This window comes from Mesorhizobium sp. L2C084A000 (genome assembly GCF_000502875.1).
In the GTDB taxonomy this organism is placed as follows: domain Bacteria; phylum Pseudomonadota; class Alphaproteobacteria; order Rhizobiales; family Rhizobiaceae; genus Mesorhizobium.
This window is the reverse complement of sequence record NZ_AYWX01000015.1, coordinates 106461-121135: the sequence shown is the minus strand read 5'-3', so window position 1 is coordinate 121135 and position 14675 is coordinate 106461. Positions and strand designations below refer to the sequence as shown.

Here is a 14675-nt window from a genome sequence, read left to right as displayed (position 1 = left end):
CGCCTCGGCGGCCGCCCGGGCGATGTCCGGGCGACTGTCCATCACCGTCATTTCTTGGGCATGTAGTCGGCCATTTCCCAGATCGGCCGCAATTCGACCGTGCCGGTGCTGGCTGCCGGACAGCGTGCCGCCCATTCGATGGCTGTATCGATGTCAGCCGCCTCGATCATGTAGAAGCCGGCAAGCTGCTCCTTGGTGTCGGCGTAGGGGCCGTCGATCACGTTGGTCTTGCCGTCAGCGATCCGCACCGAGGTGGTGGCCTGGGTCGGGCGCAGCCTTTCGCCAGCCAGCCACGCACCGGATTTCTTCAACGCTTCGGTATAGGCGCCATAGGCCGCGCTCATCTGCTGGGCCTTCTCGATCGGCGTGTTCGCCAATGCGGCTTCGTCGCTATTGATCAAAATCATGTATCGCATGGTCTTCTCCCGTTTTGCGAAGGCCGCGTCCTTGCGAGGCCGGACGTATGTCGCGCGGCAGTGGCTGATTTCGACAGGCTGCTCAAAAAACTTTCGGCCCCGATGGCTTTTTGTGCAAGCGGCCATCTGTTTCCTGATCCCTCAACCGTTCGTCTAACGAGCACAATTGCGGGTTGGCATTTGCGGCTCGCTGTCTAAACTCGCCCCGGTTCGCATCTAGGAGGCGGTGCGGTCGTCGATATTTTCAGGGAGGAGATCCGATGTTCAATTTCAGAACGAAATTCGTTGCAGCCGGTGCCGTGGCGCTCTCGCTTGGCCTGGGCACCATCTCAGCCAGGGCGCAGGAATTCATCAATGTGCTGACCGGCGGCACATCCGGCGTCTATTATCCGCTCGGCGTGGCGCTGTCGGAAATCTACGGCAAGGGCATCGAAGGCGCACGCACCCAGGTGCAGGCGACAAAGGCTTCGGTCGAAAACCTCAATCTGTTGCAGCAGGGCAAGGGCGAGATTGCGTTTGCGCTGGGCGATTCCGTCAAGCTGGCCGCCGAAGGCAATGCCGAGGCCGGTTTCCCCGGCAAGCTCGATAAATTGCGCGGCATCGCCGCCATCTATCCCAATTATATCCAGATCGTCGCCAGCCAGGAGTCCGGCATCAAGACGCTGGCCGACCTCAAGGGCAAGAGCCTGTCGGTCGGCGCGCCTGCCTCCGGCACCGAGCTCAACGCCCGCGCCATCTTCGCCGCCGCCGGGCTGAAATATGAGGATCTCGGCCGGGTCGAATACCTGCCCTTCGCCGAATCGGTCGAACTGATCAAAAACCGGCAGCTCGACGCCACGCTGCAATCGGCCGGGCTCGGCGTCGCCTCGATCCGCGACCTCGCCACCTCGGTGCCGATCAATGTCGTGGCGGTGCCGGCCGAGGATGTCGCCAAAATCGGCTCGCCCTATCTTTCGGTGGTCATTCCCAAGGGCACCTATGAGGGCCAGAGCGAGGATGTCGCGACCGCCGCCGTCGGCAATTTCCTCATCACCCGCGCCGATGTCTCCGACGAAACCGCCTACCAGATGACCAAGCTTTTGTTCGAGCATCTCGACCAGCTTGCCGCGGCCCACGCCGCCGCCAAGGCGATCGACCCGGCCAAGGCGCTCGACGGCATGCCGGTGCCGCTGCACCCCGGTGCCGAGCGTTATTACAAGGAGAAGGGGCTGTTGAAGTAAGACGCGTGGCAACCTGACATGTCTTCGCCAGGCGCCCCCCTCTGCCCTGCCGGGCATCTCCCCCTCAAGGGGGGAGATTGGACGTCACCACACCCTTCGCCAATCGCTAACGTTGCAGGACGTGCGCAGACACCAACGCTGCTGATCTCCTCCCTTGAGGGGGAGATGCCCGGCAGGGCAGAGGGGGGCGCCACGCACTACACTTCGCTCCTTTTGGAGACCGTCGGATGAGCGAAGCAACGTCTGGAACAATACCCGACGGCAAATCCGCCACCTTCCATCTTCCTGTCGTCGAAGAGCAGGTCGAAGGCCTGCCGCCAGGCTTCGGCGACGGCATCGCCGGCAAGGCCGCCTTTCTCATCGCCGTCGCCTTTTCCGTGTTCCAGATTTATGTCGCCGCCTATGGCAGCATTCCGAGCCAGGTGGTGCGGGCCATGCATGTCGGCTTCCTGCTGCTGCTTGGCTTTGGCCTGATTGCCAATCTGCGCGCCAAGAGCCTGCCGGCGAAAGCCGCGTTCTGGACGCTCGGGGCGCTCGGCTTCGGCACCGGCCTGTACAATTGGGTGTTCTACACCGACCTCATCCGGCGCTCCGGCTTCCTGACCACGCCCGATCTGATCGTCGGCGCGGTGCTGGTGGTGCTTGTCTTCGAAGCCGCGCGGCGGCTGATGGGCCTGCCGCTGGCGGTCATCGCCTTCATCTTCCTCGCCTATTGCTTCGTCGGCAACCATTTGCCGCCGCCGCTCATCCATCGCGGCTATGATTTCGCCCAGCTCGTCGACACCTTCGCCTACGGCACCGAAGGCATCTACGGCACGCCGATCTATGTCTCGGCCGCCTACATCTTCATCTTCGTCGTCTTTGCCGCCTTCCTCGAACGTGCCGGCATGATCGCGCTGTTCAACGATTTCGCGCTCGGCCTTGTCGGCACATGGCGCGGCGGCCCGGCGCAGGTCTGCGTGCTGTCGTCGGCGCTGATGGGCACCATTTCCGGCTCGGGCGTCGCCAATGTGGTGGCCAGCGGCCAGTTCACCATCCCGCTGATGAAGCGCTTCGGCTTCCGCTCGGCCTTTGCCGGCGCCGTCGAGGCGACCTCCTCGATGGGCGGCCAGATCATGCCGCCGGTGATGGGCGCGGTCGCCTTCATCATGGCCGAGACGCTGAACGTGCCTTATGCCGAAGTGGTCAAGGCGGCGATCATCCCGGCGCTGCTCTATTTCGGCGCCTGCTTCTGGCAGGTGCATCTGGAAGCCGGCAAGGCCGGCCTGCACGGCATGGCCAAGGCCGAGCTGCCCAACCCGTGGGACGCGGTGCGGCAACACTGGCCGCTGGTGCTGCCGCTGGCAGCGCTGATCTATCTGCTGTTGGCCGGCTACACGCCGATCTTCGCCGGCACGATGGGCCTGGCGCTGACCATCGTGCTCATCCTCGGCACGCCGCTGGCGGCGGCGATCGGACCGCTCGCCTTCCGCATCGTCTTCTGGATCGCGCTCGGGCTTGCCGCCGCTTCGTTCATGAAGTTCGGCGTCAACCTCCTCGGCCTGGTGATCGCCGCACTGGTCGTCGCCTGCTTCACGTTCAAGGGCGGCCGCGAGACGTTGCAAATCTGCGTCGACTCGCTTGCCGAAGGCGCCAAGAACGCGCTGCCGGTCGGCATTGCCTGCGCCATCGTCGGCATCGTCATCGGCACGCTGACGCTGACCGGCATCGCCTCGACCTTCATCGGCTGGATCATCTCGATCGGCCAGGACAATCTGTTCCTGTCGCTGGTGTTGACCATGGTCACCTGCCTGGTGCTCGGCATGGGCATCCCGACCATCCCCAACTACATCATCACCTCGTCGCTGGCCGGGCCGGCGCTGCTGGAACTCGGCGTGCCGCTGCTGGTCAGCCACATGTTCGTGTTCTATTTCGGCATCATGGCCGATTTGACGCCGCCGGTGGCGCTGGCCGCGTTTGCCGCCGCACCGATGGCTAGGGAAAGCGGCCTCAAGATCGGCATCCAGGCGACCAAGCTCGCCATTGCCGGCTTCGTCGTGCCGTTCATGGCGGTCTATACGCCGGCGCTGATGCTGCAGGACGCCGGGCCAATCGCCGCCCAGTTCGGCTATCCCGTCGAGGTCGCATACATCGTCGCCAAGGCGTGCATGGGCATCGTGTTGTGGGGTGCCGCCGCCGTCGGCTTTCTCGCCCGCCGCATGGCGTTGTGGGAACGGCTCATCGCCTTCGCGGCCGGCGTGCTTCTGGTCGCTGCGGTGCCGCTCACCGACGAGGCCGGCTGGGTGCTGGCGCTGGCCTGGATCGGCTGGCACTGTTTTCGCTCACGGCAGGCCGCCAAAGCATGAGCCTGTGCATCCTGGCCGCCGGCAAGACGGTGACGCTCTCCGTTGCCGCCTTCACGCTGTCCTGGACGCAGTCGGTGGAACGGACGCGGTGGGAGGAGGACTGGAAGATCACGCCTTCCGGCCTGCAGGTGGTCGAAGCCCGGATCGAGGGTTCGGGTGCCGGCATGGAGCCCCCGGAAGGCGCGGTGCTGCGCGACGGCTGGTGGATCTATGCGCCTGATGTCGGCCCGCAGCGGCGCGTCGTGCTGGCCGCCTCCGGCGCGACCGGTGACGGGTGGACGCTGTGCACGGCTCAGGGCTGCAGGGAGCTCGGCAAGACTGCAGGCAGACCGATCGTGCTTGAGCCATGCGGGCCGGATGGCACCGGCCAACCACGATAACGCGTGATCGGCCTTCTGAGCAGATGAGAAATCTCGCCGGGAACGTGGAAGCGGCTACCCTCGGCAGCTTCGAACAATGTGGGCAGCGATCACAGCCACCTTGGCAACGCAAATGGACAATGCAGCCGCCAGAAGCCGTCGGTGTTAGATGAGACGCTTCACGCGCTGCTCCCCACGTTTTCTAGCCAAGGAACCGTTCCCGCAGCTCGGGTGCGGGGATCTCGCAGCTGTCCTTCCTGCCGAACAGGGCGTAGCGGTTCTTGGCGATGCGATCGTAGAGCCAATCACGCAGCGGGCGCGGCAGCAGCAACAGCGCTTTTGCCGCCCGCCAGGGCCAGCCGAGTTCCGCCATGACGGCGACGAAGCTGTCAAGCCGCGTGAAGGCGACGCCGTCGATCAGGACGAGATTGGTTTCGTAAGAGTCCGTGCGCAGTCCATGCCTCCGGAACAGCGTTTCACCGAAGGGCGACTGCGCCGTGGCGAAGCGGAAACGGCCTTGGCGGTCGAGCCTGACCACCATGCGCACGAAGCCGGAACAGAGCACGCAGACGCCATCGAAAACGATCAATGGATAGCGTGCGTCGAGAGTTGTTCCGGAGGGACGGTTTGACTTGGGTCGACTGGGTTGGGAATGGTCGGTCAAGCTGGCCTCGGCTGCTCGTGTCCTACGACACTAAGCCGGCCAGCGTCGGTATCAAAGCCGTGGCGATGTCGCACGGCGCCTGTCGGCGAGAGCGGGACGCTCGGCGCGATAGGTGGTGGCGCGGGTAGAGGCGGCGGGCCTGCAGATCCGGCTGTCGTGGCGATTTTCGAAAGCCATGATCAGTGCGCGCCCAGCGAGTTGCCGCGACGGGCGCAGGCCGGGCCGGGGCCGCGCATGTAATAGCGCTCGGGCCGATAAGTCGGCGCGATGAATTCGCGGATTGCGGCGGCATAGCCGATGAGGTGCGCGAGGAAGTTCATTACCCTGGTCCCTGTCCCGATTTTCGGATGTCCCTTCCGAATTGCGGTCATCATAGCGTCGAGGCGTGAATAGTCGGTGAACGTGATGTTAATATCTGGTCGAAAATGCCTCGCTTCGTGGCTGGAATGCGGCTGATTCGGGGTCTTTCGGTGCAGTTGGTCGGCATTCCGGTCAATGTGACTTTTGCATCACATATGTTTCGTTTGAATGTCGCCCGTGCGCGGTTCTGTTTCAACTTTTGCCGCGCTCGCGAAATTTCCGTGCTGGCGGCCAGAACGCCACGGGTGGCCCTCGGCATCCAGATCGGCGCGTGAGCGCGGAACTGAAGCGCGGTCTGTCCGTTCTCACCTTCATCTCGTTCTGGAAGGGAAGAGCTCATGGCGCCGCGTCCGGCCTGGAAGGGCTATCTGAAGCTATCGCTGGTCACCTGTGCCGTCGAACTGACCAATGTCGTCACCCACACGGAGCGGGTCTCGTTTCGCATTCTCAACCGCAAGACCGGCAACACGGTGAAGCGGCTCTATGTCGATGCCGAAACCGGCAAGCCGCTGGAGGAGGATGAGGAGGTCAAGGGCTATGAACTCGACGATGGCGATTTCATCCATATCGAGGAGGACGAGATCGAGGCGGTACAGATCGAATCCTCGCACACGATGGCGCTGGACGGTTTCGTCGACAAAGCTTCGATCCAGCAGATCTATCTCGATACGCCCTATTATGTCGCCCCGGCCGACAAGGTGTCGGAAGAGGCGTTCGCCGTCATCCGGGATGCGACGGCGGGCAAGAAGATGGCCGGGTTGGCGCGTATCGTGCTCTACCGACGCGAACGGCCGGTGGTTATCGAGCCGCTCGGCAAAGGGATGGTGCTGACGACCTTGCGCTACGACAACACGGTGCGCCAACCGGAAACCGTGTTCGGCGACATCGAGTCCGTGAAGACCGATCAGGAGATGACCGACCTCGCCGAGTTGATCATCGACAAGAAGAAGACGAAGTTCGACCCCTCGAAATTCGACGACAAATACGAGGAGGCGCTGCTGGAGCTGATCCGCGCCAAGAAGGCCGGCCACAGGGCGCCGAAGGCCAAAGCGGCGCCCAAACCTTCCAATGTCGTCAATCTGTTCGACGCGCTGAAGAAGAGCCTGTCGGACTCCGGGTCATCGAAAAAGCCTTCGTCGGCGAAAGCCAAGCCGGCGGCCAAACGCGCCAAGCCGAAAGGCAGCGCGCCCAAACGCAAATCGGCCTGAGGAACCCAACGGATGGCCAGCCTCGAACAATATCATTCCAAGCGCGATTTCAAGAAGACCGCCGAACCGGCCGGCAAGGTTGCCCTGGCCAAGAAGGGCGAGGCCGGCGGCATCTTCGTCATCCACAAGCATGCCGCGACGCGGCTGCATTACGACCTGCGGCTTGAGCATGACGGCGTGCTGTGGAGCTGGGCGGTGACGCGCGGCCCGAGCCTCGACCCGCATGAGAAGCGGCTCGCCGTGCATGTCGAGGACCACCCGATCGACTATGCGCCGTTCGAGGGCACCATTCCCAAGGGCGAATATGGCGGCGGTTCGGTCATCGTTTGGGACGAGGGCACCTGGACCCCCGAGATCGACCCGGCCAAGGCGATGAAGAAGGGCCATATCAGCTTTGAGCTTGAGGGCCACAAGCTGCATGGGGCATGGCATCTGGTGCGGCTGAAGCCGCGTGCGGGTGAAAAACGCGACAACTGGCTGCTGATCAAGTCGGACGATGCCGCAGCGCGTCCTGGCGAGGACATCCTCAAGGAAGCGCCAGAATCGGTGAAGTCCGGCCTGACCATCGAGGAGGTCGGCGAGGGCAAGTCCGCAAAGGGTGAGAAGCCGAAAGTATGGCATTCCAACAAGCCGGCCGCCGGCAAAGCGAAACCCGGCAAACGCCTCGACTTCATCGAGCCGCAGCTGGCCACGCTGGAGCGCGATGCACCGCCGGGCAAGGACTGGCTGCATGAGGTGAAGTTCGACGGCTACCGCATGCAGGCGCAGATCGCCGGCACCGATGTGCGGCTGCTGACCCGGACCGGCCTCGACTGGACAAAGAAATTCGGCAGCGAGATCGTCGCGGAGCTGGCCGGGCTGAAGTGCAGCGACGCCATCATCGATGGCGAGGTGGTCGTGCTCGCCGACAGCGGCGTCTCGTCTTTCGCGCTGCTGCAGCAGGACCTGTCGGCGAAGCGGACGCATCGGTTCGTCTATTACGTGTTCGACCTGATGCGCCTCGACGGAAGGGATTTGCGCCGCGAGCCGCTGGTCGAGCGCAAGCAGGCCTTGCAGGAGCTGCTCGGCGAACAGTCCGACAATCCCGCGGCCCGCTTCAGCGACCATTTCTCCGAACCTGGCAAGATCATGCTGGAGCATGCCTGCCGCATGGGCCTGGAAGGCGTCGTCTCAAAGCGTGCCGATGCCCCCTATCGCAGCGGCCGAGGCCCGACCTGGGTGAAGTCGAAATGCACGGCGCGGCAGGAATTCGTCATCGGCGGCTATCTGCCGTCGGACAAGACCGGGCGCGGATTGCGCTCGATCCTCGTCGGCTTCCATGAGGGCGGCAAGCTGCATTATGCCGGCCGCGTCGGCACCGGTTTTTCGGGCAAGGGCGCCAATGAGCTGAAGGCAAAACTCGATGCATTGACGGCAAAAACATCGCCCTTCTCCGCCGCCGTGCCGAAGGGAAAGGGCCTGGTCTGGGTCAAGCCCGAGCTTGTCGGCGAAGTGGAGTTTCGCAGCTGGACCTCGGACCGTATAATACGCCACGCCTCGTTCCAGGGATTGCGCGAGGACAAGGCGGCGGAGGAAGTCGTGCAGGAAAAGCCCAAAGCGTCGACAGGCAAGCCATCGACAGGCGAGAGCACGGCCAAGCCGGCACCGGGTGGCAAAGCCGCTAGATCGATGACGACCACGGTAAAACTCTCGCATCCCGACAAGCTGCTGTGGCCGGACGAAAACATCTCCAAGCGGGGCCTGCTGGACCATTACGCGCAGGTTTGGCCGCGCATGGAACAGTTTGTCGTCAACCGGCCGCTCAGCTTGGTGCGGGCGCCGGACGGTGTCGGTGGCCAACGTTTCTTCCAGAAACATGCCTCGGCCGGCATGAGCGACAAGATCGCCCGCATGAAGGACCCTAGTGACGGCGAGGAGATCCTGTACATCCGGGATTTCGATGGTGTTGCCGCACTGGTCCAGTATGGCGTGGTCGAGATCCACATTTGGGGGTGCACGATCGATGAGATCGAAAAGCCCGACCAGATCATCTTCGATCTCGATCCCGATGAAGGTGTCGACGTGAAGGCGGTCCGCGAGGCGGCACTCGATATCAGGGGCAAGCTCGACGAGCTGTCGCTGCCGAACTTCGTCAAGACGTCGGGCGGCAAGGGCTTTCACGTCATGGTGCCGCTGAGACCAGCGGCGGATTGGGAGGAGGTCAAAACCTTCGCCCATGATTTCGCCAGGGCGCTGGAGCAGGGTGCCCCCGACCGCTACACGGCGACGCTGTCGAAAAAAGCGCGCACCGGAAAGATCTTCGTCGACTATCTGCGCAACGGCAGGGGCTCGACGACGGTCGCGCCCTATTCGTCGCGCGCCAAGAAGGGCGCCACCGTGTCGATGCCGGTGACCTGGCCAGAGATCGAGGCCGGCTTGGCGCCGAACGCTTTCCCGATCGGCGACAAGACGACGCTGAAGCAATTGGCGAAAGCCGATCCGTGGAAGGAGTTTTTCAAGCAGGGGAAGGTGTTGAAGCGGGGGTAGAGTTCGCCGCAATTTGCCAACGCAGCGATCCTTCGCGTACCCCCCTCTGGCCTGCCGGCCATCTCCTCCTCAAGGGGGAGATTATGCGCTCCACCGCTTTCGCCAACTATCAACGCTGTAAGGTGAGCGAAACGATGAAACTGCCAATCTCCCCCAAGAGGGGGAGATGCCCGGCAGGGCAGAGGGGGGCGTTGTCCCGCCGACGTCTCACGTCAAAAACACCCTCTCAAACGCCTGCCTACCCGGCGGCGAGAAGATCACCGCGCGGCTGTCCTTCTCGCGGCGCGCCCATTTCTCGGCAAGGATCTTGTCGAGGATGGCGGCGCCCAGTGTGCCGGCGAGGTGTGAGCGCCGCACGCTCCAGTCGAGGCAAGCGCGGCACACCGGCCGTCGCGGCTTGGTGTAGACGTCGATGCCTATCGCTGCGAAATGCGATGCGGCCGAAGGACCGAGCCTGATCTCCTGTTCGTCGCGGACCAGCACGTTTTTGGCGACGAGCCGATCGAGCATCGTCACCGCCTGCTCGCCAGCGAGGTGATCGTAGCAGACGCGCGCCACGCGCATGGCGCCATCGCGCGGACCCGGGCGCACACGCTTTGGACCGACGGCTTCCGCGACACCTGTGATGGCTTCGATCATGCCCGCCACCTGCGGTCCGGCGAGGCCGTAATAGCGATGCCGGCCCTGGCTCGCCACCGTGAGCAGCCCACCTTCCATCAGTTTGCCCAGGTGCGAGCTGGCGGTCGGCAGCGAGACGCCGGCCTCGAGCGCCAGCTCGCTCGCCGTCAGCGCCGTGCCGCCCATCAGGGCATTCAGCATGTTTGCCCGTGCCGGGTCGCCGACCAGGCTGGCGATGCGGGCGATGTCTGGTCCTTCGCGCATGGTTCGTTCCTCATCGAAGCATCCTTGTCAGATAATCACTATTCTCAGGTGAGATCAAGGAGACGACGATGGCCGCACGAACCGCTTTCCCCTCGGCGCTCCCCAGCCGACAATCGTTCCCGTTCGTCACCTGGTTGCGTTCGCGGCTGCTGGCCCGCTGGTATGACCGTCATCTGCAGCGCCTCGACCTTGCCGAGATCGACGATCATCAGCTGCGCGATCTTGGCCTTACACGGCAAGACGTGCGCCGCGAATGCGCGAAATCCTTCTGGCAGCCCTAGCAGGTCGGGCGGCAGGACGTTTCGATGCGGCTCGAACTATTGACGCAATCCCGAGGAGACCACAATGACCATCACTTGCTTCATCCGCTATGAGATCGACCCGTTCGGCAAGGCGGCCTTCGAGGAGTACGCCCGCAACTGGGGCCAGGCCATTCCACGCTGCGGCGCCGATTTGATCGGTTATTACGCGCCTCATGAAGGCTCGGCGACAACGGCCTATGCCGCCTACAACATCGACAGCCTGGCGGCCTATGAGGCCTACCGCGCGCGACTTGCCGCCCATCCCGCCGGCAAGGCAAACTACGAGTTTGCCAAGCGTGAAAGATTCATCCTCAAGGAGGACCGCATGTTCCTGAAGCACGTCTCGGGCCCGCACGCGAAACTGGTGCTGCCGTGATTGCCGTCATCTTCGAGGTCGAGCCGGCGGCGGGCAGGCGCGATGCATATCTGAGCATCGCCGCCGATCTGCGGCCGCTGCTCGACGGCATCGACGGCTTTCTGTCGATCGAGCGCTTCCAGAGCCTGGCCGATCCGAACCGCGTCCTGTCGCTGTCGTTCTGGCGCGACGAGGAAGCGGTCAAGGCCTGGCGCAGCACCGAAGAACACCGGCAGGCGCAGCAGGCCGGTCGTGGCGGCATCTTTGCCGGCTACCGACTGCGCATCGCCCATGTGGTGAGGGATTATGGGCTGACGGAGAGGGACGAGGCGCCTAGGGATAGCCGGGCGGTGAATGGGTGAGTGGTAGCCGATCGCCGCGCCGTCGCCCCCTCATCCGGCCGCTTCGCGGCCACCTTCTCCCCCAGGGGAGAAGAGTTGGCGCCGGCGCTGGTAGTCTCCTCTCCCCTCGGGGAGAGGTCAGCCGAGCGAAGCGGAGGCTGGGTGAGGGGGCGCTTTGCGGTTACGCATTCCCGATCAGCACGCCGGCCGCGAACACCAGGGCGCCGCCCAGCACCACCTGGAAGGCGGCACGCAGGAAGGGCGTCTGCATGTAGCGGTTCTGGACAAAAGCGATCGCCCACAGTTCGAAGAACACCACCACTGCAGCGACACCCGTCGCCGTCCAGAAGCTCGGAATGAGATAGGGGAGCGCGTGTCCGAGACCGCCCAACGTCGTCATGATGCCGACGGTCAAACCGCGCTTGATCGGCGAGCCGCGGCCCGACAGCTTGCCGTCGTCGGAAGCGACCTCGGTGAAGCCCATCGAAATGCCGGCGCCGATCGAGGCGGCAAGCCCAACCAACAGCGTCTGCCAGGTGTCATGCGTGGCGAAGGCGGCGGCAAAGATCGGCGCCAGAGTGGACACCGATCCGTCCATCAGCCCGGCCAGCCCTGGTTGCACATAGGTGAGGATGAACTGGCGCTGCTCGGCGGCGGTCTCTTCATCCTTCACTTCGCCCGGCACATGTTTCTGCTCCAGACGCTGCGCCAGGGTCTCATGGCCCAGTTCGGCCACCGCCAGATCGTCGAGCAGTTTTCGCGTCGAGGCATCCGCCGTGCGCTTGGCCGCCTCGACATAGAAAAGGTAGGCTTGCCGCTCCATCGCCTCGGCCTGGCTGCGGACGTGCTCGATGCCGAGCGGCCGGACCAGCCAGTCGGGCTTGCGCTCGTAATAGCCCTTCACATGTTCGCGCCGGATCAGCGGTATGCGCTCGCCGAACCGTTTGCGGAACAGCTCGATCAGCGCATCGCGATGGCCATCCTCTTCCTCGGCCATCTCCTCGAACACTTTTGCCGATTGCGGGAAGTTTTCCGTCAGGCCGTCGGCATAGGCGCGGTAGATGCGTCCGTCATCCTCCTCGGAGGAAATGGCCAGCGCCAGGATCTCCTGTTCGGAGAGCGATTCGAAGGGGCGGCGGCCGAAGCCGAAAACACGGGAAAGCATGAGGAATTCACCCTAGTTTAGAATAGTTCTAAACTAGGGTTTTGAACGCCTTCGGTCAATTGCGCGCTGGGTCGCGGTCAAGAATTGTTGAAGCCCCGCGCCCGCGGTGACCCTTCATTATCAGTGAATGTTCACCTATATTGCTGGACTCAAGCCAAGAACAAGGAACCGGCAGATGACGGCAAAACAGCCTCCGCACCCCTATGATCCCAAGCCCGTTCTCGATCTCATCGCCAGCATCGAGGCCGACCTGCAACGCCTGAAGGGGCTGGTCGAGCAGCAGGTCGAGAAATTCGATCCCGCCAACCCGCACAACAAGGCGCCGGACGGCAAACTGACCGAGGAGGGCGTCGAGTGCTGCTACCGCATGTTCGACGAGGGCAAGTCGCGCTATTCGGTCGCCCAGCAGATGAAGATCTCGTTTGCCGCCGCCAGCCACCGGTTCAACAACTGGCGCAAGCTGGGTGGGGGCAAGAGGCAGAGGACTTTGCTCGGATAAGTAGGGAGTTAACTGCCCATCTCGGCGCCGCCCCTCATTGCCCTGCCGGGCATTTCTCCCCGTAGAACGGGGAGAAAGACGCCGGCCGCAACCTCGGCACTCTTCCTGCAACGCTAGTGATTGGCGAAACCGTTGATGAAGGCCCCTCTCCCCGTCACTATACGGGGAGAGGATGCCGGCAGGCAGGTGAGGGGCGGCGCAAGCGCCGTTCATGACCCGCCAAACTTTGTAACGGTCACATTTTTTCATTGGTGCGCCGCCTCCCTTTGCGGGCATCATGAAGGGCAACATGTTTCCGCAGGACCCGCCATGACCACCCCTCCCGGCATCGCCGACATCCACGCCGCCGCCGCGCGTCTCTCCGGCCTGATCGTCGAAACCCCGTTGCTCGAATCGCAGGAGCTGAACAAGCGCTTCGGCGGCCGCATCCTGTTCAAGCCGGAGACGCTGCAGCGTACCGGCTCGTTCAAATTCCGCGGCGCCTACAACAAGCTGTCGTCGCTCGGCGAGGCGGAACGCAGCCAAGGTGTCGTCGCTTTCTCGTCGGGCAATCATGCGCAAGGCGTCGCCGCTTCGGCCGCGATGTTCGGCGTCAGGGCGGTGATCGCCATGCCTTCGGACGCGCCGGCGATGAAGATCGCCAACGTGCGCAAGATGGGCGCGGAGGTGGTCCCGTTCGACCGCTTTCGCGACGACCGCATGACCGTGATCCGTCCTTACATGGAGAGAGGCATGGTGCTGGTGCCGCCTTTCGACGATCCGGCCATCATTGCCGGCCAGGGCACGATCGGCCTCGAATTGATGCGCCAGGCAAAAACACTTGGCGTCGACCTCGACGCGGTGGTCGTTCCCTGCGGCGGCGGCGGCCTGACCAGCGGCATTTCGATTGCGGTCAAAGACGCCTCGCCTGACACCGCGGTCTGGGCTGTGGAGCCCGAGCATTTCGACGACACCCGCCGGTCGCTGGCCGCCGGTGCCAGGGTTTCGAACGAGCCCGGCTACGCCTCGATCTGCGACGCGCTGCTAACCGCCGAGCCTGGCGTGATCACCTTCGAGATCAACCGCAGGAACCTCACCGGTGGCATCGCCGTCTCGGACCAGGCGGCGGCTCAGGCGATGCGCGACGCCATGGCTTATCTCAAGCTGGTGGTCGAGCCCGGCGGCTGCGTGGCGCTGGCAGCACTGTCATCGGGCGAGATCGAACTGTCGGGCAAATGCGTTGCCGTGGTGCTGTCCGGCGGCAATGTCGATTTCGGCACTTATGCCGGGATCATGGCGGCTGCTTGAGACGGCGATGTCTAAGGGGATCTGATATGGAGTATCTGGCGACAGGCTCCGCCTTGGATCACTCCTCGCCCGCCGCCAAATCGTCGCCGCGCTGAGCATGATCATCTACCGCCCGCTCACGCGTTCCGAGCTGCCCGACGATACGGCATCCCTTGCCCGCACCCTCATCGGCAAGATCGTGGTGCGCGAACTGCCCGAAGGCATCGCCAGCGGCCGCATCGTCGAGACCGAGGCCTATGTGACCGGTGACGCCGCCGGACACGGTTACCGGGGGATGACCCCGCGCAACCGTTCGCTGTTTCTCGACGCTGGGCATGCCTATGTCTATCTCTCCTACGGCATCTCCTACATGCTCAATGTCTCGAGCGAGATGCCAGGGGTCGGAACCGGCGTGCTGATCAGGGCGCTCGAGCCGCTCGAGGGCATTGCGATCATGCGGGTCAATCGCGGCACCGAGCGCCTGCGCGACCTGGCGCGAGGACCGGGAAGGCTGGCCCAGGCGTTGCGGATCGATCGTTCGCTCGACGGGCTCGATCTTTGCCGCAAAGGCCAGCTATGGCTGGCACGCGATAGTGACGAGGCCGGCGAAATCGGACAGAGCGTCAGGATCGGCATTTCGAAGGATGCGGACCGCCTGCTGCGATTCTATGTCAAGGGAAGCGTGTTTGTCAGCGGCCCGAAATCGCTCAACGGTTAGTGGCAGTTACAAACCATGGAGATTGGCGGAAGCATTTCTCCCTTCGTCA

Annotated in this window: 17 protein-coding genes; 12 read left to right on the top strand and 5 right to left on the bottom strand. The window is 63.7% G+C overall.

Going from position 1 to position 14675, the window contains the following annotated elements:
* Positions 1-47 precede the first annotated feature (47 nt).
* Positions 48-416: a YciI family protein gene (locus X735_RS0135020; protein WP_031213674.1), complete on the bottom strand. Its 369-nt coding sequence runs from the start codon at positions 414-416 to the stop codon at positions 48-50.
* A 260-nt stretch (positions 417-676) separates the two neighbouring features.
* Here X735_RS0135020 and X735_RS140240 point away from each other — a divergent pair, with 260 nt between their 5' ends.
* The 3 genes from X735_RS140240 to X735_RS140250 all read left to right on the top strand — a co-directional run bounded on the left by X735_RS140240 (position 677) and on the right by X735_RS140250 (position 4361).
* The gene (locus X735_RS140240) at positions 677-1636 is read left to right on the top strand and encodes a TAXI family TRAP transporter solute-binding subunit (protein ID WP_023813505.1); all 960 of its coding nucleotides are present in this window, start codon (positions 677-679) and stop codon (positions 1634-1636) included.
* A 227-nt stretch (positions 1637-1863) separates the two neighbouring features.
* Entirely contained in the window at positions 1864-3981 is a 2118-nt protein-coding gene (locus tag X735_RS140245; RefSeq protein ID WP_023813504.1) for a TRAP transporter permease, read from the top strand.
* The gene (locus X735_RS140250; RefSeq protein ID WP_023813503.1) at positions 3978-4361 is read left to right on the top strand and encodes a DUF1850 domain-containing protein; all 384 of its coding nucleotides are present in this window, start codon (positions 3978-3980) and stop codon (positions 4359-4361) included. The genes X735_RS140245 and X735_RS140250 overlap by 4 nt, the downstream gene beginning before the upstream one ends.
* A gap of 181 nt (positions 4362-4542) precedes the next feature.
* Here X735_RS140250 and X735_RS140255 read toward each other — a convergent pair whose 3' ends face one another.
* Both X735_RS140255 and X735_RS1000000168120 read right to left on the bottom strand, forming a co-directional pair.
* A complete protein-coding gene (locus tag X735_RS140255) occupies positions 4543-4929 on the bottom strand; it encodes a DCC1-like thiol-disulfide oxidoreductase family protein (protein WP_023813502.1) in 387 nt (128 codons plus the stop codon).
* 254 nt (positions 4930-5183) lie between these two features.
* On the bottom strand, positions 5184-5324 hold the full coding sequence (locus tag X735_RS1000000168120) for a hypothetical protein (protein ID WP_023813501.1): 141 nt from the start codon (positions 5322-5324) through the stop codon (positions 5184-5186).
* A gap of 105 nt (positions 5325-5429) precedes the next feature.
* Between X735_RS1000000168120 and X735_RS140260 the strand changes: the two genes are divergently transcribed.
* The 3 genes from X735_RS140260 (at position 5430) to ligD (ending at position 9098) form a co-directional block, all read left to right on the top strand.
* On the top strand, positions 5430-5639 hold the full coding sequence (locus X735_RS140260; protein ID WP_155930604.1) for a hypothetical protein: 210 nt from the start codon (positions 5430-5432) through the stop codon (positions 5637-5639).
* Positions 5640-5702: 63 nt separating this feature from the next.
* On the top strand, positions 5703-6572 hold the full coding sequence (locus tag X735_RS140265) for a Ku protein (protein ID WP_023813499.1): 870 nt from the start codon (positions 5703-5705) through the stop codon (positions 6570-6572).
* 12 nt (positions 6573-6584) lie between these two features.
* The gene (gene ligD, locus X735_RS140270; protein WP_023813498.1) at positions 6585-9098 is read left to right on the top strand and encodes a DNA ligase D; all 2514 of its coding nucleotides are present in this window, start codon (positions 6585-6587) and stop codon (positions 9096-9098) included.
* 207 nt (positions 9099-9305) lie between these two features.
* Here the strand turns inward: ligD and X735_RS140275 are convergent, their stop codons facing one another.
* Entirely contained in the window at positions 9306-9980 is a 675-nt protein-coding gene (locus tag X735_RS140275; RefSeq protein WP_023813497.1) for a winged helix-turn-helix domain-containing protein, read from the bottom strand.
* Positions 9981-10048: 68 nt separating this feature from the next.
* Here X735_RS140275 and X735_RS140280 point away from each other — a divergent pair, with 68 nt between their 5' ends.
* From X735_RS140280 to X735_RS140290, 3 genes are all read left to right on the top strand, one after another.
* A complete protein-coding gene (locus X735_RS140280; RefSeq protein ID WP_023813496.1) occupies positions 10049-10261 on the top strand; it encodes a DUF1127 domain-containing protein in 213 nt (70 codons plus the stop codon).
* Positions 10262-10325: 64 nt separating this feature from the next.
* Positions 10326-10658: an NIPSNAP family protein gene (locus X735_RS140285; protein WP_023813495.1), complete on the top strand. Its 333-nt coding sequence runs from the start codon at positions 10326-10328 to the stop codon at positions 10656-10658.
* Complete coding sequence (locus X735_RS140290) at positions 10655-10999, top strand: antibiotic biosynthesis monooxygenase (RefSeq protein WP_023813494.1); 345 nt, start codon at positions 10655-10657, stop codon at positions 10997-10999. Before X735_RS140285 ends, X735_RS140290 begins: the two co-directional genes overlap by 4 nt.
* Positions 11000-11159: 160 nt before the next feature.
* On the opposite strand, the gene mbfA is transcribed toward X735_RS140290, so the two are convergent.
* Positions 11160-12143: an iron exporter MbfA gene (mbfA, locus tag X735_RS140295; protein ID WP_023813493.1), complete on the bottom strand. Its 984-nt coding sequence runs from the start codon at positions 12141-12143 to the stop codon at positions 11160-11162.
* 175 nt (positions 12144-12318) lie between these two features.
* Between mbfA and X735_RS140300 the strand changes: the two genes are divergently transcribed.
* The 3 genes from X735_RS140300 (at position 12319) to X735_RS140310 (ending at position 14626) form a co-directional block, all read left to right on the top strand.
* Positions 12319-12642, top strand: a complete 324-nt coding sequence (locus tag X735_RS140300) for a hypothetical protein (protein WP_023813492.1) — start codon at positions 12319-12321, stop codon at positions 12640-12642.
* 309 nt (positions 12643-12951) lie between these two features.
* On the top strand, positions 12952-13929 hold the full coding sequence (locus X735_RS140305) for a threonine/serine dehydratase (RefSeq protein ID WP_023813491.1): 978 nt from the start codon (positions 12952-12954) through the stop codon (positions 13927-13929).
* A 97-nt stretch (positions 13930-14026) separates the two neighbouring features.
* The gene (locus X735_RS140310; protein ID WP_023813490.1) at positions 14027-14626 is read left to right on the top strand and encodes a DNA-3-methyladenine glycosylase; all 600 of its coding nucleotides are present in this window, start codon (positions 14027-14029) and stop codon (positions 14624-14626) included.
* The last annotated feature ends 49 nt before the right edge of the window (positions 14627-14675 follow it).